The 24,221-nt window shown below is 64.1% G+C and carries 26 protein-coding genes and 2 pseudogenes; 8 read left to right on the top strand and 20 right to left on the bottom strand.

Annotated elements, in window-relative coordinates; all coding sequences use genetic code 11:
* Positions 1-10 precede the first annotated feature (10 nt).
* Positions 11-397 (top strand): RNA-binding S4 domain-containing protein, encoded by a 387-nt coding sequence (locus G7067_RS03615; protein ID WP_166322051.1) that lies wholly within the window; start codon positions 11-13, stop codon positions 395-397.
* 83 nt (positions 398-480) lie between these two features.
* Entirely contained in the window at positions 481-1,419 is a 939-nt protein-coding gene (locus G7067_RS03610; protein WP_244301231.1) for a 3-methyladenine DNA glycosylase, read from the top strand.
* A gap of 157 nt (positions 1,420-1,576) precedes the next feature.
* Here G7067_RS03610 and G7067_RS14825 read toward each other — a convergent pair whose 3' ends face one another.
* The 5 genes and pseudogenes from G7067_RS14825 to G7067_RS03580 all read right to left on the bottom strand — a co-directional run bounded on the left by G7067_RS14825 (position 1,577) and on the right by G7067_RS03580 (position 5,030).
* A complete protein-coding gene (locus G7067_RS14825) occupies positions 1,577-2,092 on the bottom strand; it encodes a hypothetical protein (protein ID WP_341872864.1) in 516 nt (171 codons plus the stop codon).
* A gap of 201 nt (positions 2,093-2,293) precedes the next feature.
* Positions 2,294-2,599, bottom strand: coding sequence for a chorismate mutase (locus G7067_RS03595; RefSeq protein ID WP_166322047.1), 306 nt, complete (start codon positions 2,597-2,599; stop codon positions 2,294-2,296).
* Between the two features lie 9 nt (positions 2,600-2,608).
* Positions 2,609-3,894: pseudogene (locus G7067_RS03590) on the bottom strand (adenylosuccinate synthase).
* A gap of 185 nt (positions 3,895-4,079) precedes the next feature.
* Positions 4,080-4,507: pseudogene (locus G7067_RS03585) on the bottom strand (DUF3151 domain-containing protein).
* A 34-nt stretch (positions 4,508-4,541) separates the two neighbouring features.
* Positions 4,542-5,030: a YajQ family cyclic di-GMP-binding protein gene (locus G7067_RS03580; protein ID WP_166322045.1), complete on the bottom strand. Its 489-nt coding sequence runs from the start codon at positions 5,028-5,030 to the stop codon at positions 4,542-4,544.
* A gap of 230 nt (positions 5,031-5,260) precedes the next feature.
* Here G7067_RS03580 and G7067_RS03575 point away from each other — a divergent pair, with 230 nt between their 5' ends.
* Together G7067_RS03575 and G7067_RS03570 are read left to right on the top strand one after the other, a co-directional pair.
* The gene (locus tag G7067_RS03575) at positions 5,261-6,619 is read left to right on the top strand and encodes a dicarboxylate/amino acid:cation symporter (protein WP_166325705.1); all 1,359 of its coding nucleotides are present in this window, start codon (positions 5,261-5,263) and stop codon (positions 6,617-6,619) included.
* 175 nt (positions 6,620-6,794) lie between these two features.
* Positions 6,795-7,211: a YciI family protein gene (locus tag G7067_RS03570; protein WP_166322043.1), complete on the top strand. Its 417-nt coding sequence runs from the start codon at positions 6,795-6,797 to the stop codon at positions 7,209-7,211.
* Positions 7,212-7,335: 124 nt separating this feature from the next.
* On the opposite strand, the gene G7067_RS14030 is transcribed toward G7067_RS03570, so the two are convergent.
* Genes G7067_RS14030 through G7067_RS03555 form a run of 4 tightly spaced genes read right to left on the bottom strand, consistent with a single transcriptional unit; the run spans position 7,336 to position 9,333 of the window.
* Entirely contained in the window at positions 7,336-7,509 is a 174-nt protein-coding gene (locus tag G7067_RS14030) for a hypothetical protein (protein ID WP_244301229.1), read from the bottom strand.
* Positions 7,476-8,045 carry a hypothetical protein gene (locus tag G7067_RS03565; protein ID WP_244301228.1) on the bottom strand — a complete coding sequence of 190 codons (570 nt, stop codon included), beginning with the start codon at positions 8,043-8,045 and terminating at the stop codon, positions 7,476-7,478. The genes G7067_RS14030 and G7067_RS03565 overlap by 34 nt, the downstream gene beginning before the upstream one ends.
* Positions 8,042-8,977 carry an ABC transporter ATP-binding protein gene (locus tag G7067_RS03560; protein ID WP_166322041.1) on the bottom strand — a complete coding sequence of 312 codons (936 nt, stop codon included), beginning with the start codon at positions 8,975-8,977 and terminating at the stop codon, positions 8,042-8,044. The genes G7067_RS03565 and G7067_RS03560 overlap by 4 nt, the downstream gene beginning before the upstream one ends.
* Complete coding sequence (locus G7067_RS03555) at positions 8,974-9,333, bottom strand: GntR family transcriptional regulator (protein WP_166322039.1); 360 nt, start codon at positions 9,331-9,333, stop codon at positions 8,974-8,976. The genes G7067_RS03560 and G7067_RS03555 overlap by 4 nt, the downstream gene beginning before the upstream one ends.
* A gap of 324 nt (positions 9,334-9,657) precedes the next feature.
* Here G7067_RS03555 and G7067_RS03550 point away from each other — a divergent pair, with 324 nt between their 5' ends.
* A complete protein-coding gene (locus tag G7067_RS03550) occupies positions 9,658-12,120 on the top strand; it encodes an Ig-like domain-containing protein (protein WP_166322037.1) in 2,463 nt (820 codons plus the stop codon).
* Positions 12,121-12,201: 81 nt separating this feature from the next.
* On the opposite strand, the gene G7067_RS03545 is transcribed toward G7067_RS03550, so the two are convergent.
* The 6 genes from G7067_RS03545 to G7067_RS03520 form a co-directional block, all read right to left on the bottom strand.
* Positions 12,202-12,915: a response regulator gene (locus G7067_RS03545; RefSeq protein WP_166322035.1), complete on the bottom strand. Its 714-nt coding sequence runs from the start codon at positions 12,913-12,915 to the stop codon at positions 12,202-12,204.
* Positions 12,912-14,258 carry a sensor histidine kinase gene (locus G7067_RS03540; RefSeq protein WP_166322033.1) on the bottom strand — a complete coding sequence of 449 codons (1,347 nt, stop codon included), beginning with the start codon at positions 14,256-14,258 and terminating at the stop codon, positions 12,912-12,914. The genes G7067_RS03545 and G7067_RS03540 overlap by 4 nt, the downstream gene beginning before the upstream one ends.
* 37 nt (positions 14,259-14,295) lie before the next feature.
* Positions 14,296-15,162 (bottom strand): ABC transporter permease, encoded by an 867-nt coding sequence (locus G7067_RS03535; RefSeq protein ID WP_166322031.1) that lies wholly within the window; start codon positions 15,160-15,162, stop codon positions 14,296-14,298.
* On the bottom strand, positions 15,159-16,121 hold the full coding sequence (locus tag G7067_RS03530) for an ABC transporter ATP-binding protein (protein ID WP_166322029.1): 963 nt from the start codon (positions 16,119-16,121) through the stop codon (positions 15,159-15,161). Before G7067_RS03530 ends, G7067_RS03535 begins: the two co-directional genes overlap by 4 nt.
* Positions 16,122-16,243: 122 nt before the next feature.
* Positions 16,244-18,031 carry a hypothetical protein gene (locus tag G7067_RS03525; protein WP_166322028.1) on the bottom strand — a complete coding sequence of 596 codons (1,788 nt, stop codon included), beginning with the start codon at positions 18,029-18,031 and terminating at the stop codon, positions 16,244-16,246.
* A gap of 178 nt (positions 18,032-18,209) precedes the next feature.
* On the bottom strand, positions 18,210-18,431 hold the full coding sequence (locus tag G7067_RS03520; RefSeq protein WP_166322026.1) for a hypothetical protein: 222 nt from the start codon (positions 18,429-18,431) through the stop codon (positions 18,210-18,212).
* Between the two features lie 20 nt (positions 18,432-18,451).
* Here G7067_RS03520 and G7067_RS03515 point away from each other — a divergent pair, with 20 nt between their 5' ends.
* Positions 18,452-19,501 (top strand): threonine aldolase family protein, encoded by a 1,050-nt coding sequence (locus tag G7067_RS03515; RefSeq protein ID WP_166322024.1) that lies wholly within the window; start codon positions 18,452-18,454, stop codon positions 19,499-19,501.
* Between the two features lie 62 nt (positions 19,502-19,563).
* Here G7067_RS03515 and G7067_RS03510 read toward each other — a convergent pair whose 3' ends face one another.
* Positions 19,564-20,178 (bottom strand): LysE/ArgO family amino acid transporter, encoded by a 615-nt coding sequence (locus tag G7067_RS03510; RefSeq protein ID WP_244301227.1) that lies wholly within the window; start codon positions 20,176-20,178, stop codon positions 19,564-19,566.
* A 121-nt stretch (positions 20,179-20,299) separates the two neighbouring features.
* On the opposite strand from G7067_RS03510, the gene G7067_RS03505 reads away from it, so the two are divergent.
* Both G7067_RS03505 and G7067_RS03500 read left to right on the top strand, forming a co-directional pair.
* Entirely contained in the window at positions 20,300-21,283 is a 984-nt protein-coding gene (locus G7067_RS03505) for an AEC family transporter (protein ID WP_244301226.1), read from the top strand.
* Positions 21,284-21,364: 81 nt separating this feature from the next.
* The gene (locus G7067_RS03500) at positions 21,365-21,940 is read left to right on the top strand and encodes a nitroreductase family protein (RefSeq protein ID WP_166322020.1); all 576 of its coding nucleotides are present in this window, start codon (positions 21,365-21,367) and stop codon (positions 21,938-21,940) included.
* Positions 21,941-22,000: 60 nt separating this feature from the next.
* Here G7067_RS03500 and G7067_RS03495 read toward each other — a convergent pair whose 3' ends face one another.
* The 4 genes from G7067_RS03495 to G7067_RS03480 form a co-directional block, all read right to left on the bottom strand.
* The gene (locus G7067_RS03495; protein WP_166322018.1) at positions 22,001-22,423 is read right to left on the bottom strand and encodes a hypothetical protein; all 423 of its coding nucleotides are present in this window, start codon (positions 22,421-22,423) and stop codon (positions 22,001-22,003) included.
* A 2-nt stretch (positions 22,424-22,425) separates the two neighbouring features.
* The gene (locus tag G7067_RS03490; protein WP_166322016.1) at positions 22,426-23,199 is read right to left on the bottom strand and encodes a uroporphyrinogen-III synthase; all 774 of its coding nucleotides are present in this window, start codon (positions 23,197-23,199) and stop codon (positions 22,426-22,428) included.
* A 187-nt stretch (positions 23,200-23,386) separates the two neighbouring features.
* Positions 23,387-23,647 (bottom strand): DUF3618 domain-containing protein, encoded by a 261-nt coding sequence (locus G7067_RS03485; RefSeq protein ID WP_166322014.1) that lies wholly within the window; start codon positions 23,645-23,647, stop codon positions 23,387-23,389.
* Positions 23,644-24,123 carry a phage holin family protein gene (locus G7067_RS03480; protein WP_166322012.1) on the bottom strand — a complete coding sequence of 160 codons (480 nt, stop codon included), beginning with the start codon at positions 24,121-24,123 and terminating at the stop codon, positions 23,644-23,646. The genes G7067_RS03485 and G7067_RS03480 overlap by 4 nt, the downstream gene beginning before the upstream one ends.
* Between the last annotated feature and the right edge of the window lie 98 nt (positions 24,124-24,221).

Genomic DNA, 24,221 nt, shown 5'->3' with positions numbered 1-24,221 from the left:
GGGCAGTAGTGTGTCAGGCGTGGGTGTACGAATTGACAGTTGGGTGTGGGCGGTGCGCCTCGCGAAGACGCGCAGTCAAGCGACAGCCCTGTGCCGCGGGGGCCACGTGCGCATCAATTCCGCGACCGCCAAGGCCGCGCAGCAGGTGAAGATCGGGGACGAAGTGCGCGTGCGGCTGCACGGCTTCGACAAGATTTACCGCGTCACCGGTCTCGCGACGAGACGGGGCAGCGCGACCGAGGCCGCGCAGTATTTTGAAGACCTCACCCCGCCGCCGCTCCCCCGCGTCGAGCGCCCGGCAGACATCGTTCGGGATCGCGGCGCAGGCAGGCCCACGAAGCGGGAACGGCGCGACATCGATCGGCTCCGCGGGCGGGACGCCGATCCGCCGGCGTAACGGTCGTGCACGAGCTCGACGGTGAACCGCAGCCACGAACGCGGCCCGCGGGGTCGACAGCAAGGTCCGGGTACACTCGCAGGGTGACCGCCAGCAGCATTTCGACCTCCACGGTGCGCAGGATCCCCGCCGCACAGTGGCAACCACTCGCGGCAGCACACGAGCAACGCGCCGACGCGCTCTCCCTCGCACACCGCGAGCGAAGCCAGCGCGGTGAGAAGCATCCGGTCGAAGACTTCCTGTGGACCTACTACTCCGTGAAACCGCGGGAGCTGCGACGTTGGCACCCCGGTGCCGGGGTGTTTCTTGAAGACGCGGATCGCGGATCCTGGCGGCACTACACCAGCACCGCTGCGGCATCTATCGCGCCGGGATCCGAGGCTTCAGGCTCTGTTGTTGACCTCACCGAGTTCTTCGCCACGCGCGGCGCCACCGTCGACTATGTGGAGCAACTCCTCACTGCGACCCTCGAACGCACCCCACGCTACGGCTGCTTCGGCCTGCACGAGTGGGCGATGGTCTACCGCATGACCCCCGAGCAGATCCGCCACGCCGCGCTGCCGCTGCGCATTGGCCACGAGGCGACCGACCTGGTGGTGGAGGAACATCCGATCGCGTGTACCCACTTCGACGCGTTCCGGTTCTTCACCCCCGAGGCGGCGCCGCTGAACACGGTGCAGCCGACGCGCGAGACGCAGCCGGAGCTGGAGCAGGCGGGCTGCCTGCACGCCGGCATGGACGTCTACAAGTGGGCGGCAAAGCTCGGCCCGATCATCCCGGGCGAACTGCTGCTCGACGCTTTCGAGCTCGCGCGCGATATTCGTGTGGTCGACATGCAGGCCTCGCCCTACGATGTGTCTTCGCTCGGGCTTGCCGCGATCCCGATCGAAACACCCGAGGGCAAGCGCGAGTACACCCAGCTGCAGCGCGGTTTCACCGAACGCGGCAACGCCCTACGAACGCGGGTGCTCACCGCGATCCGCGTGGCCCGTTCTTGGCAGGAGCTCGTATCCGCCGATTGAACGAGCCGTAGGCAAGTCGAAATCAAGGTGAACGTCTCCCTTGGTTTCGACTCACTCCGTTCGCTCAACCGGCGGTTGGAGCCGGCAATGCGCCGTTAGTCGCGGGCCCGGTCGGCGATGTGGTTGTGGTGCTGGATCACCTCGGCGACGCGATCAGTCAGAGCTCCTCAATGAATTGGGGACGGGCTTTCATTGCGTGAATGATAATTTCGTAGCCATCATCAAAGATGAGCATGACCAGTTCCAGGAGTCGTCCGGCAGGATCACTCCCGACCATGAGCCAGCGGCGTGGATCGTCTTCATCATCGAGCGGCCGCGAGTTGAAAATGTGAGTTGCTGCGTACCGCACAGCTTCGTCGTCAAGTCGGTCACGTCGGTAGTGCTTTCGAGCAGATGGGTGTAGCTCAGGCGACATTCGTCCACTCGCGTACCGCTGCCCGGATGGCCTCTGAACGCGTCGTGATCCCTCAGCCCGCGCACGCGCTGTCAGCGCGGCAATAGTGGCCTCATCAAAGCGGACGGGCACCACTACACCGGGGCCTTCACCAACCGGGGGCCGTCCCCGACGGGGCTTTGGCAATTTCGAAAGGTCGTAACCCGCCTCGGCCTCATCGGCCCACGCCTGAATCTGCTCATCGGTGACGAGCTTCCCGCGTAGGAGATGTTCACTCATGGCATTATCGTATACGGAAATATCCGCGACTGCTAGTGTCCTGTGTCGCAAGTTGCCTTGCAGATCCCGGTGCTCCGGTGGATGCAGCGCGAGGCGGAGGAGTGAGGCGATGCCGTTGCATCGTCGAGTGACGACAACGACGCGATGCGCCGCGGGAGTGCCGGGATATGTGAAGCGAATTTGCGACACAGGACACTAGTGCTAGTCGCGGGCCCGGTCGGCGATGTGGTTGTGGTGCTGGATCACCTCGGCGACCACAAAGTTAAACCACTTTTCGGCGAACTCGGGATCGAGGTGCGCGTCTTCCGCGAGGCTCTTCAGCCTGGCAGTCTGACGCGCCTCGCGATCCGGATCCGACGCAGGCATCGCGTTCTCGGCCTTCAGCTCCCCGACCTCTTGGGTGCAGCGGAACCGCTCGGCAAGCATGTGGACAAGCGCGGCATCAATGTTGTCGATGCTCGAGCGCAGGCGCTCAAGCCGCTGCTGCGGATCCTGCGCGGCAGTCACTGCGCGGCCTTATCCGAGCAGATCATGGCGAACCACGACCTGTTCCCGCTCGGGGCCAACACCGATGGCAGAGATCCGCGATCCGCTCATCGCTTCGAGCGCAAGAATGTAATCTTGCGCGTTCTGCGGCAGATCCTCGAAGTTGCGCGCGCCCGAGATGTCCTCGGACCAGCCCGGGAACTCCTCGTAAATCGGCTTCGCGTGGTGGTAGTCGCTCTGGTTGACGGGCATCTCGTCGTGACGCACACCGTTGACGTCGTAGGCGACACAGACCGGAATCGTGTCGAGGCCGGAGAGCACGTCAAGTTTGGTCAGCACGAAGTCGGTGACACCGTTGATGCGCGCCGAGTACCGCGCCATCGGGGCGTCATACCAACCGCAGCGGCGTGGCCGCCCGGTGGTGGTGCCGAACTCGAAGCCTTGCGTGCGAAGGTAGTCACCTGATTCGTCGAAAAGCTCCGTCGGGAAGGGGCCAGCGCCGACGCGCGTCGTGTACGCCTTGATGACGGAAATGACGCGATCGAGCTGTGCAGGAGGCAGCCCGAACCCGTGCTGGCACCGCCAGCGGTCGCGTTCGAGGAGGTGACGAAGGGGTACGTTCCGTGGTCAATATCGAGCATGGTCGCCTGTCCGGCTTCGAAGAGGATCGTTTTGTCGGTCTGCATGGCCTCGTGCAGCAATAGACCCGTGTCGCACACCATCGGCTCGAGCATCTCGCGGTAGGAGAGCAGATCATCGACGATCTCGTCAGCGGAAATCGCGCGGCGGTTGTAGATCTTGACGAGCACCTGGTTCTTGAAGTCGAGCGCGGCCTCGACCTTCTGGCGCAGAATCCCCTCGTCGAAGATGTCTTGGATCCGGATCCCGACGCGGTTGATCTTGTCGGCGTAGGCCGGGCCAATGCCACGACCCGTCGTGCCGATCTGGCGCTTGCCGAGGAAGCGCTCGGTGACCTTGTCGAGGGTGCGGTGGTAGGCGGTGATGACGTGCGCGTTCGCGCTGACCTTGAGCCGGGAGACGTCGACACCGCGGCCGCTGAGCGCGTCAAGCTCTCCCTTCAGGACTTCAAGGTCGATCACTACGCCGTTCGAGATGACGGGCGTGACACCCGGGGTCAGGATCCCGGAGGGCAGCAGGTGAAGCGCGTACTTCTCTTCGCCGACCACTACGGTGTGACCAGCATTATTTCCGCCGTTGAATTTGACGACGTAGTCGACGCGACTTCCGAGCAGATCGGTCGCTCGACCCTTACCCTCATCGCCCCACTGGGCACCGGTGATGAGCACTGCGGGCATTTCAGCCCCTTCCTTTGACGGTGGCAGTTACCGCCCTAGTCTAGCGAGCACCGCCGACACGGATCGCGCAGGCCCCAGCGATGCCGGTCGAGAAAGCATTGATTCGACGAGAAAGCACTCCACCGGCGCACGGGGAGGGGCTTCTCGTCGCAATAGTGCTTTCTCGTCGCTACTTTGGGGAACTGCTAGCGAGATCCTGCCTCGATCTGCTCAATCTGCTCAATCGCTGCGGGATCCGCGCCGTTCAAGAACTCCGTCAGCCGCTCGACCTCGCTCGTCTCCCCGATCTTGCCCGCGGCCCTGCGCAACGCAAACAGCGCCCGCAGCACACCGCGATTCGGCTCGTGCGACCAGGGCACAGGTCCTGCCCGCGCCAACCCGACTTCCGTAGCCGATCCAGCCCGCGGTGATATCCCACGCGCGCAAACGCGTATGCCTCGATCTCGCGGCCGGCGGCGTCGGCCTCGTCAGCAAGCACTGCCCAGGCGAGCGGTGACTCGGGGTGATCCCGAACCACCTGAGTCGCAGGCACGAAAGCGGCGAGCGCCGCCTCTACCTCGGGATCCGCAGCAAGCAGTGTGGGTTCGGGTCCAAGAAGATTCTCACCAATCATGGAGACAGTCTATGCACAGCTGCGCGGAGCACCGTTAGCGGTAGTTCACGAACTGCAGCGCGACGTCGATGTCGGCAGTCTTGAGCAGCGCCATCGTCGCCTGCAGGTCGTCGCGGCTCTTTGAGCTGACGCGCAGCTCGTCGCCCTGGATCTGGCTCTTGACGCCCTTCGGGCCCTCGTCGCGGATCATCTTGTTGAGCTTCTTCGCGGTGGCCTGGTCGATGCCCTCTTTGAGCTTCGACTCGATACGGTATTCCTTACCGCTCGGGTAGGGCTCGCCGGTGTCGAGCACTTTGATCGACATGCCGCGCTTGATGATCTTGGACTGCAGCACGTCAAGCACCGCGTTCGCGCGCTCTTCAGTGTTCGCCTTGATCATGATGGTCTCGCCGCTCAGCGACACATCGGCGCCCACGCCCTTGAAGTCGTAGCGCTGCTCGACCTCTTTGCGCGCCTGGTTCACGGCGTTCTCGACCTCCATCGAGTCGACCTTGCTCACTACGTCAAATGAAGAATCAGCCATGCCTCCACCCTACCCGGCTCCCACCGGACGCGGGGCGTGCGGCCGCGATCCCGAGCCAACTACGCGTCTTTTGTAATATGTGACATAAGCTACACGAATACTTGCTATGCTCGTCACCGGCCTGGAGTTCCGAGCCGCGCCCCCATCCGGGCACCCGTATTCCCTTATCCGAAAGGACCACCGTGTCGACCACCCCCGCGACGGAGCCCAAGCGCCGCCTCCCCAAATGGATGACCTCGTTTGGTTGGCAGATCCTCGCTGCCCTCATCCTCGGCCTCGCACTCGGCGCGCTCGCCCTCTCCATTGGCACCGACACAGAGGACAACCCGAATGGCCTCACCGCCACACTGTCCACGATCGGCAGCAGCTACGTCTCACTGCTGCGCGCCGCGGTCGTACCGCTGATCTTCACCGCGATCGTATCGAGCATCGTCGGGTTGCGGAAGGTCACCAACGCGGCCAGGCTCGCGGGCCAAACGCTCTTGTGGTTCGGGATCACCGCCCTCATCGCCGTGACGATCGGGATCCTGCTCGGCGTCACCCTGCGGCCGGGCGCATCAGCGGCCGGGGACTCTGCCTTGCAGCCCGGGGATCCCTACGCCGTGGGTACCTGGTGGAACTTCCTGATCGGCCTCGTGCCTTCGAACTTCCTCGGGCTGAGCGTGAATGCATCCTTCAATGCTGACACCGGATCAGTCTCGGCAACCCCGGGGTTCAACGTACTCCAGGTCATCGTCGTGTCGGTTGCGATCGGGATCGCCGCGCTGAAGATCGGCGAGAAGGCGGAACCGTTTATTCGCTTGACCGAGTCGGCGCTCGCCATCATCCAGAAGGTGCTGTGGTGGATCATCCGCATCGCCCCCATCGGCACCCTCGGCCTCATCGGCAACGCCGTCGCCGAATACGGCTGGAACAAGATGGGGTCGCTCACCTGGTTCGTCGCGGTGCTCTACATCGGCCTCGCGATTGTAATGTTCGTGGTGTACCCGGTGTTGGTGCGCGCGCATGGGCTGTCAGTTCGCCAGTATTTTTCCGGGGTGTGGCCTGCGGTGCAGCTCGGTTTCGTCAGCCGTTCCTCGATCGGCACCCTGCCCCTCACCGAGCGTGTCACCGAACGCAATCTCGGCGTGCCCCGCGCCTACGCCTCGTTTGCGGTGCCGCTCGGCGCGACGACCAAGATGGACGGTTGCGCCGCCGTCTACCCTGCGGTGGCCGCGATCTTCATCGCGCAGTTCTTCGGAATCGAGCTGACGCTTGTGCAGTATCTGTTGATTGTGCTGGTGTCTGTGGTGGGATCGGCGGCTACCGCCGGCACGACCGGTGCGACCGTGATGCTGACGCTGACCCTGTCGACGCTCGGGCTACCGCTCGAGGGCGTGGGCCTGCTGCTCGCGGTCGATCCCATTATCGACATGGGCCGCACCGCACTCAATGTCGCAGGCCAGGCCCTGGTGCCAACGATCGTGGCGAGGCGTGAGGGGATCCTCGACCTCGACCGTTACAACGCACCCCGTCAAGGGCTCGCCTTCGACAACAGCGATGCCGAGCCGGGTGCGCCCGGGTCCCCCACCAAGCTCGTTAGCCAGTAGGGGCTCAACCACCCAGTTCGCCGAGGTTGCATCTCACCATCGAAGTTGCAGTTCCTAACTGCACTCTCGGCAGTGAGATGCAACCTCGGCGCTTTTCGGGGTGCGGGTGTCTGGTGGCGGGTGGGATCACGGCGTACTCTGTTGTGCACACAACAGAGATAGCGGGGAGTGCACCATGAAATACATGCTGATCATGCGGGCGACCGACGAGGCGATTGCCGCTTCACGGGAGATCCCGTTCGAAGAAATGATCGCCACCATGGGGCGCTACAACGAAGAGATGGTGAACGCCGGGGTGATGGCCGGCGGTGACGGGCTCACCGAGCCCGAGGAAGGCTTCGTGGTGGACTTCGCGGCGGATCCGCCGGCCATCGTTGAGGGGGCTTACGGGCCGACCGAGTCGCTGTTCAACGGGTTCTGGATCCTCGAAGTTACCTCGCGTGAAGAGGCAATGGAGTGGGCGAGGAAGTGCCCACTTGGCCCGGGATCCAAGCTCGAGGTGCGTCGCATTCACGGCGTCGAAGACTTCCCACAAGACAACGAGTGGGTGCAGAAGGAAAAGGAGTGGATCGCGGCGGCTGAGGAGAAGTAGCCGCCTGGTCTGAGCAATTCAGCCGGTACTCACCGCTCAGCCGGTCAGAATACGCGGATTCTGACCGGCTGACGTGTGAGTACCGGCTGACGTGTTGGCGGCGGCTGACGTGCGCCCAGCGGACCTAACGTACCGAGGCGCGGCGCATCGCGAACCAGGTCGCGACGAGGGCGATCGCGATCACCACGACCGCGGCGAGCGCGAGGGCCGTACCGGTGATCCCGGCAACGATCTCGCCAAGATTTGGGGCGAGGATCAGCAGGGTCACAGCGAGCAACAGCGCGACGCCCGTCGCCACCGCAGTCGGCCCTTCGGTCCAAACCGCACCCAGATTGCCGCAAAGAACCCACCGACAGTGAGGCAGAACATGACCCCGAGGAACGCGGTCGCTCCAAGCACCAGCGGATTCCCCGAGCCCAGTGTGTAGACATCGAGCACGTAGACCGACATGAACCAGTGGCCGGTCGCGAGTTCGATCCCGAGCAGAATCACGAGCAAGATCGCGATGTACGCGGCCTGCAGCGCGTTTGCAACGATGGTGCCCAGCACAAAGCTGCGCCTGGTGACACCCACCGCGAGCGCAAAGGGGTAGGTGCTGGCGACGGTCTGCACGCCGTAGTAGATGAGGAACCCCGGCAGCGACCAGACGACGCCACTGTTCCAACGCGCGCCGTCAATGTAATCGAAGGAGCCGGGCGCACTTCCGGCGCGCTGGAAAGCGAGCGCGATCACGATCGACACCAGCATCACCATGCCAAGAATCTGCGGCGGGATCCCCGCGAAGTGGCCAATTTTGTTCAGATGCAGGCGGGTCACCTTGAGTGTGCGGTTCATGCTGCGCTCCGTTCGGTCTGCGGCGCGCGCAACGCCGTGGTTGCTGTCGATTCAGATTCGGGATCGCCCACCCCGTAGGCGGCGACAAGTTCTTGCAGGGACACCGCCGTGATGTCGAGACCGGCGGCCTCGGCGGCGGCGCGATCCTGAGCTTGCACCGGCTCGCCGATCACCGCGGTCGCAAGCCCACCAACGCTGCGACGGGACAACACGCTGCGGTCGGCCACAAACGCGTCGAGCGCCGCGGCCTTGCCCGCTACCTGGAACGCGCCGCCACGGAGGGTGTCGACCTCGTCGTGGCGCACCACCCGCCCCTGTTCGAGAATGATGACCCGCTCAAGCAGGCGATCCATCTCATCGATGAGGTGCGTTGACAGGATGATGGTGCGCGGGTGCTCGGCGTAGTCGCGGAGCAGTTCGTCGTAGAAAATCGCGCGTGCGGTGGCGTCGAGGCCGAGGTACGGCTCGTCGAAGAAAGTGATCGGTGAGCGCGAGGCGAGGCCGAGCACGATGCCGAGCGCCGAGAGTTGCCCGCGCGAGAACTTCTTCACAACCGGTTTGCTCGGGATCCGGAACGCCTCGATGAGCCGATCCGCCACCGCCTGATCCCAGTTCGGGTAGAAAATGCGCGCGGCGCGGATCGCGTGCTTCAGCTTGTAGTCGTCGGGGTAGCGCTGGTTGTCGCGGATGAAGCACATCTGCTCGATGATCTCGGCGCGCTCAAAGGGCGCCTGGCCGTCGACGTGCACCGTGCCGGAGCTTGGCTGATCCTGCGCCGTGACGAGCGACATGAACGTGGTCTTTCCGGCACCGTTGCGGCCGAGCAGACCCGTGATGGTGTTGGTGTGGATCTGCAGCGAGACGTCGTCAAGCGCCGTCGCGCCCTTAAACCGGCGGGTCAGCCCGCGGGTTTCGATGGCGATCTGGGTCATTGTTCGGATTCCTTTTCGATGAGTCTGATGATGTCTTGGGCGGTCAGCCCGAGGACTCGCGCTTCGGCGAGCAGCGGCTTCACGTAGCTTTCGGTGAGCCCCTGCTGCCGTTCGGCGGCGATGCGCTTGGTCGCGCCCTCCGCAACGAACATGCCGATGCCGCGTTTTTTGTAGAGGATGCCTTCGTCGACGAGAAGGTTCAGAGCTTTGCCGGCCGTCGCCGGGTTAATGCGCATGTGCGCTGCAAGCTCATTGGTAGAGGGGACCTGTTCTTCCTCCGCAAACTTTCCCCGCAAGATATCGCTTGCGAGCTGGTCTGCGAGCTGCAGGAAGATCGGGCGTGTGTCGTCGAACACTCCCCACCTCACTTTCGGATGTGTGCTGCACGAAGTTCACTGGTTAGTTACTTCACTAATGAACCTACACACCTCGCCTGGGTTGCGTCAAGCGGAGCCGGCGACACCAAGCCATCCACATCCTGGCGAATGCCCATTTTGGGTTTGGAATTTGCTGTTTGTTTCACTACTATTAATCTTTGGCTTCAGATGTCGCTTTTCCATGACTCTTGGTGTCACTTCTGCGGGGCATGAGCCCGCGGCGTGGGGGACAAAACCTTCGCCCGAGGACTCGTTCTGATTCTCCGCAATCATGAATTAGGAATTCCTGAGGGAGAAAACAACGTGAGCACACGTCTTGCGCGCCGAACGTGGCGTCGAAGCAGCCTCGGAGCTGTCACAGCAGGGGCAATCCTTACTTCCCTGCTCGTGGCTGGCCCAGCCCAGGCCGCGAGCTCCATGAGCATCACTTCAGGGCCGACTGCTGGCGGAACCGAAGTCAGTTTCACGATGGATCGCATCCAAGAAGAAGTCCTCTCCGCGAGCGGCGAGGCAGGGTTCTCTGCGCTGCTCGCTGACGGCACCGTGGTCAGCTGGGGCAACAACGAACTAGGGCAGGCAGGTGCCGGTTATCTCTCCACCACTCCCCTGACCGAACCGGTTGCCGCGATCTTCCCCGAGGGTGTGAAGATCACCAAGCTGGCCCAAACCGGCCTCGCTGCGGTGGCACTCGATAGCGATGGGCATCTCTGGAGCTGGGGATCAAACTACGGCGGCTATCTCGGCAACGGCGGTTCGACGGGCCTCAAGCAGTCCCTCCCTGGACCCCTCGATGTCCCGCAGGACCTGGTATTCAAAGAGATCGGTGCCGGTGGCCAGTCCTTCTTCGCGATTACCGAGGATGGCGACCTCTACGGTTGGGGTAACCCCAAGATCGGAAGCGCGACCCAGGTCGTAAGCCCGGTCAAGATCACCCTCCCCGCGGGCGAGAAGGCCGTTTCGGTGCAGGCCGGGGGAAGCTTTGTGGTGACCTCGACAGCCAGCGGCAGACTGTTCGGCTGGGGCACAAGTGGAGATGGTCAGTTGGGTGTCAGTACCCCGACGGTGAGTTTCCCGATTGAGGTCGTGATGTCACCGGCCGCACCCGCGGGCGCAACGTGGACCGGTGAATACACGGTTGCGACCTACAACCTGTACGCAAAGGCGAGCGATGGCAACTGGTATGCGCGCGGCTACAACGCCGGCCAAACGAACGGATCGATTCTTGGCGGCCCCTGCTCCGCATTCGCCTGCTCCGTTGACGGTGTTCGGGTTGAGGCACCGGCCGGTGTCGAGTTTGTCCGCGTTGGTGCGGGTGGCGCGCTCGATTCCGAGGGCAACGTGTGGACGTGGGGCCCCGGCAACAACGGTCGCCGCGGCGACGGCCAAACGTCCGGATACAACGTCATGCCAGCCAAGATCAACGGCGTCTCAGACGTGAAGGATCTATGGATCTTCCCCGGCTCCATGATCGCGAAGACCGCAGACAACGGCCTGGTCGGCTGGGGATATCTCGACCGGCAGGGGTTCCCCTCCACGAGCGTGCCAAGCCCCCTAGCGGGCTTTGCGCTCGGAACAATTTCCAGCGTGACCTTCGACGGTGTTACCGCGACGCTCGCCGGCGCAACCACCAGCACCGTAACGGCAACCGCCCCGGCACACTCCGCAGGCGTGGTTGACGTCGTCGTCACCTGGTCAGACGGCGCAACTCAGACTTTCGTTGATGGATACACCTACGGCACCGCGCCAGTGATCACCACTCATCCCGCAGACGTAGAGATCGATGCTGGCTCGGCCGCGTCCTTCACCGCAGCTGCCTCGGGTGATGAGGCGCCTACTGTGCAATGGCAGAGGAAGACTTCGACAGGCAGCTGGACCGACGTTTCGGGAGCTACCTCAACGACGCTTAATGTTGCTTCGGCGGATGCCTTCACTGGCGACTCCTACCGAGCTGTCTTTAGCAACGGCCTGGGTTCTGTGGACACAAACGCAGCAACCCTCACCGTACGCTCGAGTTTGATTGCGAACGACGACACCTTCACCGTGCCTGCCTCAAGCAGCAGCACCCTCGATGTCCTCAGCAACGACGAGGGCACCGGGCTGACGCTTGCAAGCCTGACCTCACCGACGGGGGGCGGAACTGCCACGATTGTCGGCAACGAGGTGTCGTTTACCCCGGCGGCTGGCACGAACTCGGACTCGTTCACTTACACGGTGACCGACTCGGCCAACAACACGGCGACCGCCGAGGTGACGATTACGGTCCAGGCTGCGCCGAAAGGCACGGATCTCGCGATCACTACAACCCGAGACACCCCCGTGACCGCAAACCTGTCATCAAAGGTGTCTGGTGTTGGCGTCACCTATGCTGCTCCGGCTCGCGCAGCTCACGGGACCGTTGCACTGACAACTGCGGGAGTGCTCACGTACACCCCGGACGCCGGGTACGTCGGCTTGGACTCGGTGCAGGTCACGCTCACCGACGATCTGAATCAGACCGCCACCCTGACGGTGTCCGTCTCGGTGAACGACGCCGCGCCAGACCCTGATGACAAGAAGCCAGGCCCCAATCCGGGCAAGCCTGGCCCGACGCCCGACCCGAACGGTCCAAGGGATGGTGGAGCGGTGCAGCCGGGTGATGGGCTTGCCGCGACGGGTGCTTCGATCATCGGCGTGTCGACTCTTGCCGCGCTGCTCTTGGCTGCTGGCGTGTTCCTGCTCGTGCGCAAGCGGCGCTCAGACACGAACGACGAGACCTCAGGCCAGTAGCCGACCTGTCGCATAAGGAGGGGGAGTCGAAATCCGAGATCTCGACTCCCCCTCCTCTTCACAACACAAAACGGCTACCCGTCAGACTTCACCAGCGCGGTAACCCAGGATCCCGAGCTCCATCGCGCGGGTAACAGCGCGGGTGCGATCGCGCACCTCCAACTTTTCGAAGACGTGAAGCAGATGTGTCTTGACGGTGGATTCGCCAATGAAGAGGCGAACGGCGATGTCAGGATTACTGAGCCCCTGCGCGACAAGGGCCAGAATCTCGTGCTCGCGCGGCGTCAGTTCCGGTTTCGCCCGAACATCGGCGCGCGGCGAAACGGCGCGCGCGACAAGCTGCGCCGCGATCGAGGGTGCAAGCACGGTCTGCCCGGCGGCCACCGCCCGCACACCGGCGGCCACCGCCCGCACACCGGCGGCGAGCTCATCTGCGGGCGCGGCCTTCAGCAGGTATCCACTCGCACCGGCCTCAATCGCTGCAAGAATCTGGTCGTCGTCTTCATAGGTCGTGAATACCAGCACGCGGGGCGATGTACCCGGCCCATCGGGCGTGCCCGGAGCGGCAGTGGGACGGGTGATCCTTTCGGTCGCCTCGACTCCGCCGATGCCGGGCATGCGCAGGTCCATCAGCACCACATCTGGAGGAGCAGCGCCGAGCGCGTCTAAGACCACGAGGGCTTCCTCCCCGGATGCTGCCTCAGCGACCACCTCAACATCGGGTTCCGTTTCGAGCAGGCCGACAATGCCTGACCGGACGATGGGGTGATCGTCAACGACCATGACGCGAATCATAACTGCCCCTCCTGCTTGTGGATCGGCCCTCCAACACTGTGGGTCTTGGCGCGTGCAAGCGGCAGACGCACTTCAAGCAGGGCCCCACCAGAAGCTCCGGATCCGAAGCTCACGGTGCCGCCCACCGCACGCACGCGGTCGCTGAGGCCACTGAGGCCAAAGCCGCTGGAGCCAGACCTGCCCAGATCACCCGGCCCGACCCCGTTATCCAGGATCCGCAGCACCGCGACGCTATCGCCCGCATCTTCAGCCAGTGAGACCCACACCTCCGAGGCCCGGGCGTGTTTGCGGACGTTTGCGAGCCCTTCCTGGGTTGCCCGGAGCAGCACCACCTGCCGCTCCCGGTCGAGGGAGAAGGAGCCAACAGCAAGGTCAACATCAAGCCCGGTGTCGGCGCGAAGCCTCTCGACAACCCGCGCCAGGGTGACCTCAAGCCCACCATCCCCGAGCGGTTGCGTGTGTGCAATGAGTGCCCGCGCTTCGGTCAGCGAATCTAGTGCGGCGGCGTGCACCCGCGCGAGCCGATCTTGTACCATCTCTGGCTTACCGGCAGCAAGCGCACGCTCGGCCTGCTCGCTCAACATCACGAGCCCGGTCAAGGACTGCATGAGAGTGTCGTGTAGTTCCCGTGACAGGCGTTCGCGCTCGGCGGCGGCACCCGACTCTGCTGACAACACCGCTACTTCGTGTTGCGTCGCTTGCAGTTGCTGGACGAGTTGCCGCTGCGCCTCGCCGCGATCGTAGATGCGCGTGATCCAGGTGCCCATCGCCACCGCGAACCCGAAGGAACCGGCCCCCACGAGGGCCGCTACGAGCCACGGCTCGGGAATGCCGAGCCGCACATACGAGACTCCCGAGCCGAGCCCCACCAACAGCGCGAGACATCCCGAGCCGAGCACCGAATCGCGGTAGCGCTGGAGCACCGACCACAGCATCGGATACGAAAGAAACTGCAGTGTCGCAAAGCTCGGATTCACCGCTGTCGCGACGCCCTGCAACAGCACCCAGGCCACCACAAACAAGACATCACGCCGCATCGGCGGCGACTCATTGAAGCCGGACTGCCCCAGCACTGCCCGACGCAGCACCCCGCGGCCCAGCAGCATGTAGAGCAGCGCAAACAAACCGATCATCGTGATCGCGAGCGCGACGAGACTCATACCCCAGAGTGTGCCGTCACGACCCCACTCCACCGCGCCGAGACCACCCGGCACGAGCATAGCGGCGAGTCCACCACCGACCGCAAGATCCCACCACCGCGTCGGCCAGCGGCGTGCCGCAGTGGGGCGTGCGGGCTCCTCAACCCGGGTACCCAAGGCAGCATCTGGTGTGGAGCTTGTCATGGCTCAAGCCTTTCAGGCACCACCGACAGAGCGCGAGCTACGACTTCCGCTGCCACCGAAACGTCAGGAGGCTCAGCACGAGCCCGACCGCCAACCACACACCAAGGTTGAGCGCGACGAGCCCCAGATCCCAGGCACCCGAGGCTTCAAGCGCGGCGAAGTGATCCGGCAAGAACACGGAGCGCATGCCCTGCGCCAGCCACTTCAGTGGGAAGACCCCAGCAACATTCTGTAACCACTCCGGCAGCATCGAGAACTGCAGATAGACCCCCGAAATAAACTGCAGCAGCAACACAATCGGAATCACCACCGCCGTCGCTGTCTTCCCCGAGCGCGGCAGCGCCGAAAGCGCGATCCCGAGCAGTGTCATGGTCAACAAGCCGAGCAGGTACACCCACGCGAACCTCGACCACAGCGCCGGGTCACTCGGCAGTGCCACCCGCAACACGACCACCGCAAAGGCCAGCAGCAGCACGAGCTGCGCCGCCGAGGTCACCAACACCAGCCCGGCTTTGCCCAGGAAGTAGCTCACCGGCGACAGCGAGGTACCGCCGAGCCTGCGCAACCACCCGGAGCTTTTCTCGTGCGCGATGTCAATGGCGAGCGTCTGCATGCCCGTCAGCAGCGCCCCCGCCGCCACCATGCCGGGCAGGTAGTACGCGGCCATGTTCACGCCGCCACTGCCGTCGGGCAACTCGCCGATATCGCCGTTCCCACCAAACGCGACACCAAAGATGCCGAGCATGAGCACGGGAAACAGGAATCCAAAAAACACAGTGTCAGGAGTGCGCACGTAGCTGCGCAGTTCGATACCGATCGCCGCGATGCCAGAGCGCAGCGCACCGGGTGCACGTCTCTCGGGTGCAGTCGATCGTGCCGGTGGGGTCGAGGCGATTGCGGTCATGCGTCTGCTCCTGCGGTCTCAGGGTGGGTGTTGGATGCGGGCACCTGGCGGGCCGCAGCTGCGCCGGGCTGCGACGCGGGTTCGGGATCCGCGGCGTGCTCAGCGAGCAGCCCCAGATAGATATCTTCAAGCTGCGGCCGCCGCACCTCCACCTCGCGCGGTTCCGCGCCTCCCGCGGCCTCCACTAACTCAGTGCACAGCCGCGCCGGCTCAAGGGTGCGCTGCTGTTGCGGCTGCCCCGCGGCATCGGTCCAGGTCACTACCGGGGTGCGCGCTTCGACCCCGCCCAGCTCGGCCGGCGGTGCCTCAGCGACGATGCGCCCGCCCGCGAGGACTCCGACGCGGTCGGCCAGCTGCGCCGCCTCATCCAGGTAGTGGGTGGTCAGCAGGATCGCGGTGCCAGCGGCGGTGAGCCCGCGCAGCATGTCCCAGAACTGACGCCGCGCCGCGGGATCAAAGCCGGTCGTCGGCTCATCGAGAAAGAGCATTTCGGGCTGCCCGAGGATCCCGAGCGCCACATCAAGCCGCCGCTGTTGACCGCCCGACAGCTTGTTGGCGCGCACGCCCGCCTGCGCGGTCAGGCCCACAAGCTCAAGCACCTCGCCAACGCCGCGCGGGTTCGGGTAGATCGTGCTGAAGTAATTGAGGAGTTCGCGGGGGGTGTTCGGGCCGAATTCGGCGGTCGCCTGCGCGACGATGCCGATGCGCGCTTTCCAGCTGCGGGGTGCGGTGAGCGGATCCTGGCCCAGCACCCGGATCTCACCCGCGTCTGGCCGCCGCAAGCCCTCGAGTATCTCGATCGCGGTGCTCTTGCCCGCGCCGTTGGGCCCGAGCAGGGCGTAGGTTTCCCCCGCCGCGATGTCGAGGTCGATGCCGCGCAGGATCTCGCGGTCGCCGTAGTGTTTGCTGAGGCCGCGCACGCGCACCACGGCGCTGCCCGAAGAGGATTGCTGTGTCATGCGTCCAGCCTCGCAGCAGCCTTGGCAAAGCGGCAGCGGGTGGTCGATGGATTTTGACATCCACCGACCGGTGGATGGGGTGCGAGCACGGGGCCAACACCGAGCTACCCGACTACACCGCGCTACACCGAGTTTGAGAGCACCAACAGGGTCAGGTACAGAGCCCCAAACAGTCCCACGAACACGCCGCCGAAGCCCAGGCTGAGCCGCACTCGTCGCCCGCTCGCACCCACCAATGGCCGCTCGCCCGGATCCTCCATCGCCAGCCGTGCCGTGTCGCGGTGCGCGTCCTCACGGTCGTCCCGCCACCGCGACCACTGCATAATCCGATCGTCCAGCGCGTGCAATGCAAGCGCGATCCGCGCCCATTTTGCCGGATCTCGGGAGACCAGGTCGTCGCGGCTGCGGAGCACGATGGTGTCGTCTACCAACTCAACGTCGAAGTCACCGGCGTCGTCAATGAGCCACGCCATCACGTCGGGTGTGAACAGGTACAGCGCATCTGTCTCATAGCCGCGGGGGCAAAACAGGCTGAAGTGCCGATCAAAATCACCCTCGAGCGAGAGCCGCTGCGACGGTGCCGGCCTCGTGTAGGCGGAGAAAGTCGGAGCGCTGTTGCGGCGTGAGCGCAGCACGAGATTCGGCAGCGTGACGGGGAGCTTTACTCGGCAGACGCCACCGAAATAGCTGTTGGACTCGCGCTCCCCGCCACCCGATGCCTCCCGGTTCGCAAACACGACGGAGTCGTCGGCACCACCGCGCAGTATGCGGGTCAGCACGCCAAGACCGGCCGCGAGTGTTCGCGGACCCGGGTCGTAGATCAGACCATTCGCCTGGGCAAAACGCAGGTATCGAATGTGGTCCTCCGCCTTGGTGATTCGTGTGCTCGCTCGCAAACCCCACCAGATGAGAATTCCCCAACCGAGGAGCATGAGCGTCAAGAAGGAGGCCATACCAAGCAACTGCGACACCATGTTGTCGGCACCGCCGCGAATCTCCTGACTTACTCCGGTGGCGAGCGCAAGAAAGCCGATCGGCATCAGCCACGCCACCACGTTCACGGCGATCACCCGCGCTCGCATTGCCTGGTTACGGACATCAGGGTGATCCCGGCGAAACTCGCGCCGCTGCCGCCGCGATACCGGCGTCCAGAGTGCTCGAACGTCAAAGTTCATTGCCCCAGCCCCGACAACGTCAACCCCGTCCCAGTCGCTCTGGACCAGCCGCAGCGGCGGACCGGTGAGCCGCTCACGTTTTTGGACGATCCAGATCCCTATCGCGGTCGCTGCGGGGATCACGAGCGGCGCCAACAGAGTCGGCAGCTCCCACAACAGACCACAAAACAGGCACGTCAGGATCGGTGGCAGCCACATGATGTAGATGCCGCGTCTCGACTGTTTGCGAGGCCGACGCGCGTAAAGTATTGCCCCGAGCACCACGCCAAACACCGCGAACGCGACCACCGCGCTCATGGTCTCAGGCCACACGGAGGCGATCGCGACGAGGGCGAGGACCCAGTTCGGGGTGCGCATCAGGTTATCTTTGGCGAAGCGCGAGTTCAGGAATTTCAAAGTTTCGGGCGAGGGGCCGGGGCCCGCAGGGGCTCCCCTCTCCGCCGAGGCCGGGGTGCGCTCGGGCGCTCCTTGCCCAGCACGCGTTTCTGCCGGCCCGACATGCCCTCTACGGCTCGCAATTTCCCGCCAAATTCCCAGAACGCCCAGAGCGACACACAGGAGCGCAGCGACCGCGCCAAGCACGAGCCCCACAGGACCGCCACCGTTCTGCTGCAACCTCAGGGAAAGGAGCAGAACTGCGAACCCGGCAACAACGACAAGCCCGGGCGCCAACACACTGCGAAGCGGAGCCCCCGGCTTAGCGGGGACGTCACGTGCGGGCATATTCTTCGGCATAAATTCAATTGTATGGATCGCGGCCTGCCACCCGACTTGACCACGAACACCGATTCGACTGACAGCACCTCAGCCGGGCGAAAGTAGGTGTTCTAGGTCGAATCGGTGTTCGTAGTGCGGGCGTTGTTCACCATTAACCGCATTGCAGTCCGAGGGACGCGGATCAGAGCTACGCGGCCTACTCGTCGCCGATGGAATCGAGGACGGCACGGACAAGCTCCCGATCTGGGGTGTACCGGCTGGTCCGCACGGTGAGTGTCGGATAGTTCGGGTCGACGGGTGCATCAAGCGAAATAACGGCGATCTGCAACTCTGCCTCATACGTCCTATTTGTGGCCTCAAGGGAGGAAATCGCAAACCGCTCGCCCCACACAACACTACTTGACCATGAAGGAGACACCCCCGTCCTATGCTTAGGGTGTGAATCAACAGCAACACTCCCACGCGTTCGGCTCGGACAACTGGGCAGGCGTACACCCAGAAATCCTCAACGCGCTCGTCGCGGCCAACGTCGGCCACACCCCCGCGTACGGCGGCGATCCGTGGACCGCAAGCTTTCAGGAACTCGCCCAGCAGCTTTTCGGTGCGGAGGCCGAGGCGTTCCCGGTATTCAACGGCACGGGCGCCAATGTTCTTGCGCTGCAGGCCGCACTGCCGCGCTGGGGTGCGGTGATCTGCGCCCGCACCGCACACATCAACACCGACGAGACGGGCGCCCCCGAGAAGACCGGCGGCCTGAAGCTGCTCAGCGTCGATACCCCCGACGGCAAGCTCACCCCCGAACTGGTGGCCCGTGAGGCGTGGGGCTTCGGCAACGAGCACCGCGCGCAACCGCTCGCGGTGTCGATCTCGCAGGTCACCGAACTGGGGACCTGCTACACCCCCGACGAGATTCGCGCACTCGCCGAGCAGGCTCACGCGCACAACATGCTGCTGCACATTGACGGCTCACGCCTCGGCAATGCGGCGGCGTACCTGGGCTGCTCACTCGCAGAGATCAGCAGCGATGCGGGCGCCGACCTGCTGAGCCTCGGCGGCACCAAAAACGGCCTCATGGGCGCCGAGGCCGTCATCGTGTTGCGGCCCGGATCCACCACGGGTATGCCCTTCTTGCGCAAGATCAACCTGCAGCTGGCGTCCAAAATGCGCTTCGTGTCCGCGCAGCTGCTGGCCCTCTACGAGGGTGATTTGTGGCTGCGCTCCGCCGGTCACGCGAACGCGATGGCGGCCAGGCTCGGAGCGGGCCTTGAGGAACTCGCGGCAAGCGGCCGCGTGCCCGGGATCAGGATCGCCCACCCGGTTCAATCAAACGGCGTGTTTGCTGTGCTGCCGCCCGAAGTCGCGGCCCGGGCCCGCGCCAGCTTCGCCTTCGCCGACTGGCCCCAGGGGGACAACATGCGCCGCCTGATGTGCGCCTTCGACACGACCGTCGAAGACGTCGACGCCCTGGTCACCGCAATCGCCGGGTAGGGCGCAGCAAACACCTCGGAGTCGTCAATTCGTAGAGTCTTCAGTCGTCGATTTGTAGGCGCTTACACCCCGAGCCCGCCAAACACGAGCCGGGCTGCGATTCCGAGCATCACCGCGGCCACCACCCAGTCAAGGATCTGCCACGATCGCGGCGTCGCGAAGAAGCGCGTCAGTGCACGCGCGCCATAGCCAAGCACAAAGAACCACACGATGCTCGCGAGCGCACCGCCTGCGACAAACCACCACCGCGCCGGATCCCCCTGCGCATTGCCAATGGATCCCATCAGCACCATCGTGTCGAGGTAGACGTGCGGATTCAGGTAGGTGATCGCGAGGCACGCAAGGATCGTGCGCCGCAGTGATCCGCCACCGCCCTCCCCCGCGACCAGCACCTCGGGTCGTAGCGCACGTCGCGCCGCCGACCACGCGTACCACAGCAGGAACGCAACCCCACCCCAGCGCACGATCTCAAGCAGGATCGGCGCCTGCTGCACCACAAACCCGATCCCGGCAACCCCGAGGAGCTCAAGCACCGCGTCGGTAAGCGCGCAGATCAACACCACCGGCAGCACATGCTCACGACGGATCCCCTGCCGCAGCACAAACGCGTTCTGCGCGCCGATCGCGACGATCAGCGACAGCCCGCTTCCCGCGCCGATGAGGAGAGAGAGGATCACCCTCCCAAGGTTAGCGTCGACCCACCTCCAACAACCTAAACTGTTTACATACCGCGCACCCCCTCCGGCGATGTCGCCGCGCTTCATGCTGCCGGATACGCACCGAAGGAGAACCCATGCTTTGCTCACAGCTGCGCCTGCGCGCCGCGGGGTCGCGCTAGTGTTTGGCGTGTTGCAGGGCTTCGCGCTGATTTTGGGGATCATCGGCGCCGGGTACCTGACCGCACGTTTTCGGATCGTCGAGGGCGATCAGCGGCGCGTTCTCAACAGTGTCGCGTTCTACGTCGCAACGCCCGCGCTGCTCTTCTCAGTGCTGAGCGTGAGCGATCCGAGCGTCTTACTCTCCCCGGTGATCCTGGTGACAAGTACCTCTGCCGTCATCGTTGCGAGCGTCTATGTCATCGCATCGAGGCTGTGGTTTCGCAGGGATCTCGCGAGCACCACGCTCGGGGCGACGACCGCAGGTTACGTCAACTCCAACAACCTCGGCCTCCCCGTCGCTATCTACATTCTGGGCGACGCCGCCTATGTCGCGCCGCTCCTGCTCGTGCAGCTCGTGGTGTTCACGCCGGTGATTCTCGCGGTCCTGGAGGCGACACGGCACCCCGGTGACACCGGCAAGGGAAGCCTCGTGCGCGGTGCGCTGCTCGCATTCGGTCGCGCAGCGTCAAATCCCATCATCATTGCCTCGCTTGCGGGGTTCCTCGTCGCACTTATTGGTTTGCCCATCCCCGAAATCGTGAGCGCTCCGATCGACATGCTCGGAGGCGCGGCAATCCCCATGGTGCTGCTCAGCTTCGGGATCTCGCTGCGGGGGCAGCGCGCGCTGGCTCCGGGATCCGGGCGAGCGGCAACCTTCACGGCTTCCGGCATCAAGGTCCTGCTCATGCCGGCGGTCGCGTGGTCTATCGCGAGCCTCCTGGGGCTCGGCACGCACGAGGTGTTTGTAGCCACCATCATTGCCGCGCTGCCCACCGCGCAGAACGTCTACAACTACGCGGCGACCTACCGACGGGCCGAGACGATGGTCCGCGATACGGTGTTTCTGACAACGTTCGCCTCGCTCCCGGTGATTGCGCTGATCGCCCTGCTGCTGGGGGAATAGGCTACGGCACAATTCGGTTGCATCCTCTCGGACACTGTATGTTCCATACCTTTCCCATGCAATACCCAAGGAGACAACCCCGTGAATTCGCGCATCGCGCAAACCAGCGTCCCCGTTCTTGACACCCTCGCTGAACGGTGGAGCCCGAGAGCCTTCGACCCGGATCATTCTCTCCCCGAAGGCGCGCTTCGTGGGATTTTTGAGGCTGCACGCTGGGCACCAAGCGCGAGCAACACGCAGCCCTGGCGCTTCATCCTCGCGCGCCGCGGCAGTGACAGCTTTGCAAAAATCCGAGAGGCGCTGGTCGGCACGAATGCCTCCTGGGCGGGAAATGCGGCCGCGCTCATCGTAAACGTCGCCGAGACTGAAGACGCCGAGGGGAATGCGCGCCCCTGGGCCGAGTACGACCTTGGCCAGGCCGTCGCGCACCTCAGCGTGCAGGCTCAAAGCGAGGGTCTCCACCTGCACCAGATGGGCGGCTTCGACCGTCAAGCCATTCGCGCCGCGTTCGCACTCGAGGCCCGGTTCGTGCCCGTTTCAGTCACCGCAATTGGGGCACTCGGTGGCCTCGATCACCTGCCCGAGGCGCTTCGTGACCGCGAACAAGCCCCGCGTGAACGCATGCCCCTCGAAAACCTAATCCTCGTCAGGGACTAACGCCCCAAAGCGACGCTTGAGGTCGCCCCGGCACAGACCGGGGCGACCAATCGCAAGTCACTATTGGTTGGTGTCCACCGTCACGACGGTCGCTTCGTCCCCGTCAAGCCTCAGCGCACGCACCAGCTCGGCGGCGTGCACCGTAGAAAGGACCACCCGCGCAAAGGCATCAAACTCGCCGACCCAGCCGCGCTCCGGCGCGCCAGAAACGTCGAGGTCGATAACGACTGCGCCACGCCCGCTGCGGGCCAGCACGAAGTCACGGCCGCTGAGATTCCGCCAGGTCCCCTCGGCAAGCTTGCCGGGGATATGGCTTCCGGATGCGCGAACCCCTCGGATCCACACCCACGGATCATCGGTGATGACCGCTGACGCGATGGCAGAGCGGTCGAGAACGATGTCTCGACGACGCATCGCCGCAAACTTTTCTGCAGCGGTCAGGCGTACAACCACCCGATCCGCATGCACCTCTACTCTGGCCACGACTAGTCCAGCATGTCGCTCTGGTCGATCACCGATTCGACGGTTTCAAGAAGCGCCTGCTTCACCGCCGAATCTGCGTTATCGCGAAGTCCCGCTGCGGTGGCTACGGACAGCGTGTTCGGGCCGATACAGGCAACGATCGTGCTCTCGGGCAGATCCGGGAACTGAGCCGCGACCTCCTCAGCGATCTTCGCAGAGGCGACCAACAGCGCGTTGATCCGGCCGGACTCAATATCTTCACGGATGTGCACCGACACCGGCACGCCCACAGTCCGGAACGCAAGTACCTGCGTGACATCATGGCCGCGACCAATCAGTCCCTCGGTGAGCACCGGGATCGCGACGTCTGAACGCAGTGTCAATACCTTCAACACGCCAGGCTCGTCGATCTCTGGCCACTCCTCGAGCAGAGCGTGGGTACTGTTCTCTTCGCTCGGGGTTCGGGTGACGGGATATCCGGCCTCGCGAAACGCAACCGCCGTCGCTTCTCCGACGAGAGCGACCTGCGTGTCGGGGTGAACCACAGCGTTGTGGTGACTGAGCACGTCTGCGACGGTCGAGCTAGTCGCGGTCATCCAGTCAAAATGGCCGGATTCGAGATCCTTCAGGGCCTGAACAAGCTTGTCCTCTTCGCTCGTGTGCGAAAAATCGACGAGAGGCGCGATGACAGGGTGGGCACCCTGCTCACGCAGCGCCTGCGCGACAAGGTCGCCCCAGGTTCCGCCACGAGGCACAAGCACACGCAAGCCACTGAGCAGTTTCGACTCAGTCGTCATATTCCCCACTCACTCGAAAACACAAAAAGGACATCCCTTTCAGCAACCATTGCATCAGTCACAAACGCGGAGGTGACAGTACACCAGGTGCACCTATTCTTACTCCGTAAGGGCTTGGAAGCAAAATGACGGGCACCCATACACCAAACGAAACCGAAATGTGATGTGACTTAGGGCACTTTCGGGATCAGCTCACCCGCTTCGCCACTGTCGTCGCCACACCCCAGACGACCGCGCCCACCACGACGGCCACGCCCGCAACACCGATCATAAAGCCGAGCGGGTTGCGTCGTTTCTGTTCGGTGATCCGGCGCTTCGCATCGTCCACCGCGTCATCGACGCGCTGCGCGTAGTTGAGCCGGTCCTTCAGTTGGGAGAGCGTGCCGTAGAGCTCAGCCCGTGCAGCCGCGGCCTCAGCGACTCCCCGCTGTTTCTCTTCTGAACTCATCGCCAGTTCCCTTCCTGTCCAGCCTGCGGCATACGCGGGCTCGGAGGTTTCGTGGCATCAGGCCTCGGGACCGAGGGTTCCGCGTTCACGCGCACCTCGCTGATTGCGGAGAGATCCTGTCCCACCCGCTCGAGCGTCTCCTCGGGCACCGGGTTGCCCCGCTTGATCAGCGCTACTCCGGCGAAGATCGCGGCAGCCGCGAGCAACAATAGAGCCACCGCCACAGTAAGAGCCGCAAGCCACCACGGCCACACGAGTGCGAGCGCGGCAATCGCAGCAATCACCAAGGCTTCAAGCATGAAGAAAACAAAGAATAGCGCGATGATAATCGCGCCCGCGCCGATGCCGGCTTTCTTTGCCTTCGAGAGGATCTCGCGCTTCGCGTTCTCGTACTCGATCTTTACGAGAGTGACGATCTGCTGCGGCAGCTGGGTGAGCAGCTCGAAGGTGCCAGCCTGATCCTTTTTTCGACTCATGATGTGCCCCCGAAGGCTCAGTGCTCCCGCCCGCCTCGGGCGCGGGCTTCTCCGTCGCCGGGCGGGAGAAAGCTACGAAGGCTTCTTTCCCAGCGCGC

It is taken from the genome of Leucobacter insecticola (assembly GCF_011382965.1).
Classification (GTDB): domain Bacteria; phylum Actinomycetota; class Actinomycetes; order Actinomycetales; family Microbacteriaceae; genus Leucobacter; species Leucobacter insecticola.
This window is presented reverse-complemented; position numbering and strand designations above follow the sequence as displayed.

Coding starts and splice junctions, on each gene's coding strand:
- G7067_RS03560 (WP_166322041.1), bottom strand. CDS start 8,977: ATGACCCAGATCGCCATCGAAACCCGCGGGCTGACCCGCCGGTTTAAG.
- G7067_RS03535 (WP_166322031.1), bottom strand. CDS start 15,162: ATGACCGCAATCGCCTCGACCCCACCGGCACGATCGACTGCACCCGAG.
- G7067_RS03580 (WP_166322045.1), bottom strand. CDS start 5,030: ATGGCTGATTCTTCATTTGACGTAGTGAGCAAGGTCGACTCGATGGAG.
- G7067_RS14825 (WP_341872864.1), bottom strand. CDS start 2,092: ATGAGTGAACATCTCCTACGCGGGAAGCTCGTCACCGATGAGCAGATT.
- G7067_RS03490 (WP_166322016.1), bottom strand. CDS start 23,199: ATGACGACTGAGTCGAAACTGCTCAGTGGCTTGCGTGTGCTTGTGCCT.
- G7067_RS03480 (WP_166322012.1), bottom strand. CDS start 24,123: ATGAGTCGAAAAAAGGATCAGGCTGGCACCTTCGAGCTGCTCACCCAG.
- G7067_RS03525 (WP_166322028.1), bottom strand. CDS start 18,031: ATGCCGAAGAATATGCCCGCACGTGACGTCCCCGCTAAGCCGGGGGCT.
- G7067_RS03485 (WP_166322014.1), bottom strand. CDS start 23,647: ATGAGTTCAGAAGAGAAACAGCGGGGAGTCGCTGAGGCCGCGGCTGCA.
- G7067_RS03575 (WP_166325705.1), top strand. CDS start 5,261: ATGACCTCGTTTGGTTGGCAGATCCTCGCTGCCCTCATCCTCGGCCTC.
- G7067_RS03540 (WP_166322033.1), bottom strand. CDS start 14,258: ATGACAAGCTCCACACCAGATGCTGCCTTGGGTACCCGGGTTGAGGAG.
- G7067_RS03530 (WP_166322029.1), bottom strand. CDS start 16,121: ATGACACAGCAATCCTCTTCGGGCAGCGCCGTGGTGCGCGTGCGCGGC.
- G7067_RS03545 (WP_166322035.1), bottom strand. CDS start 12,915: ATGATTCGCGTCATGGTCGTTGACGATCACCCCATCGTCCGGTCAGGC.
- G7067_RS03565 (WP_244301228.1), bottom strand. CDS start 8,045: ATGAACCGCACACTCAAGGTGACCCGCCTGCATCTGAACAAAATTGGC.
- G7067_RS03570 (WP_166322043.1), top strand. CDS start 6,795: ATGAAATACATGCTGATCATGCGGGCGACCGACGAGGCGATTGCCGCT.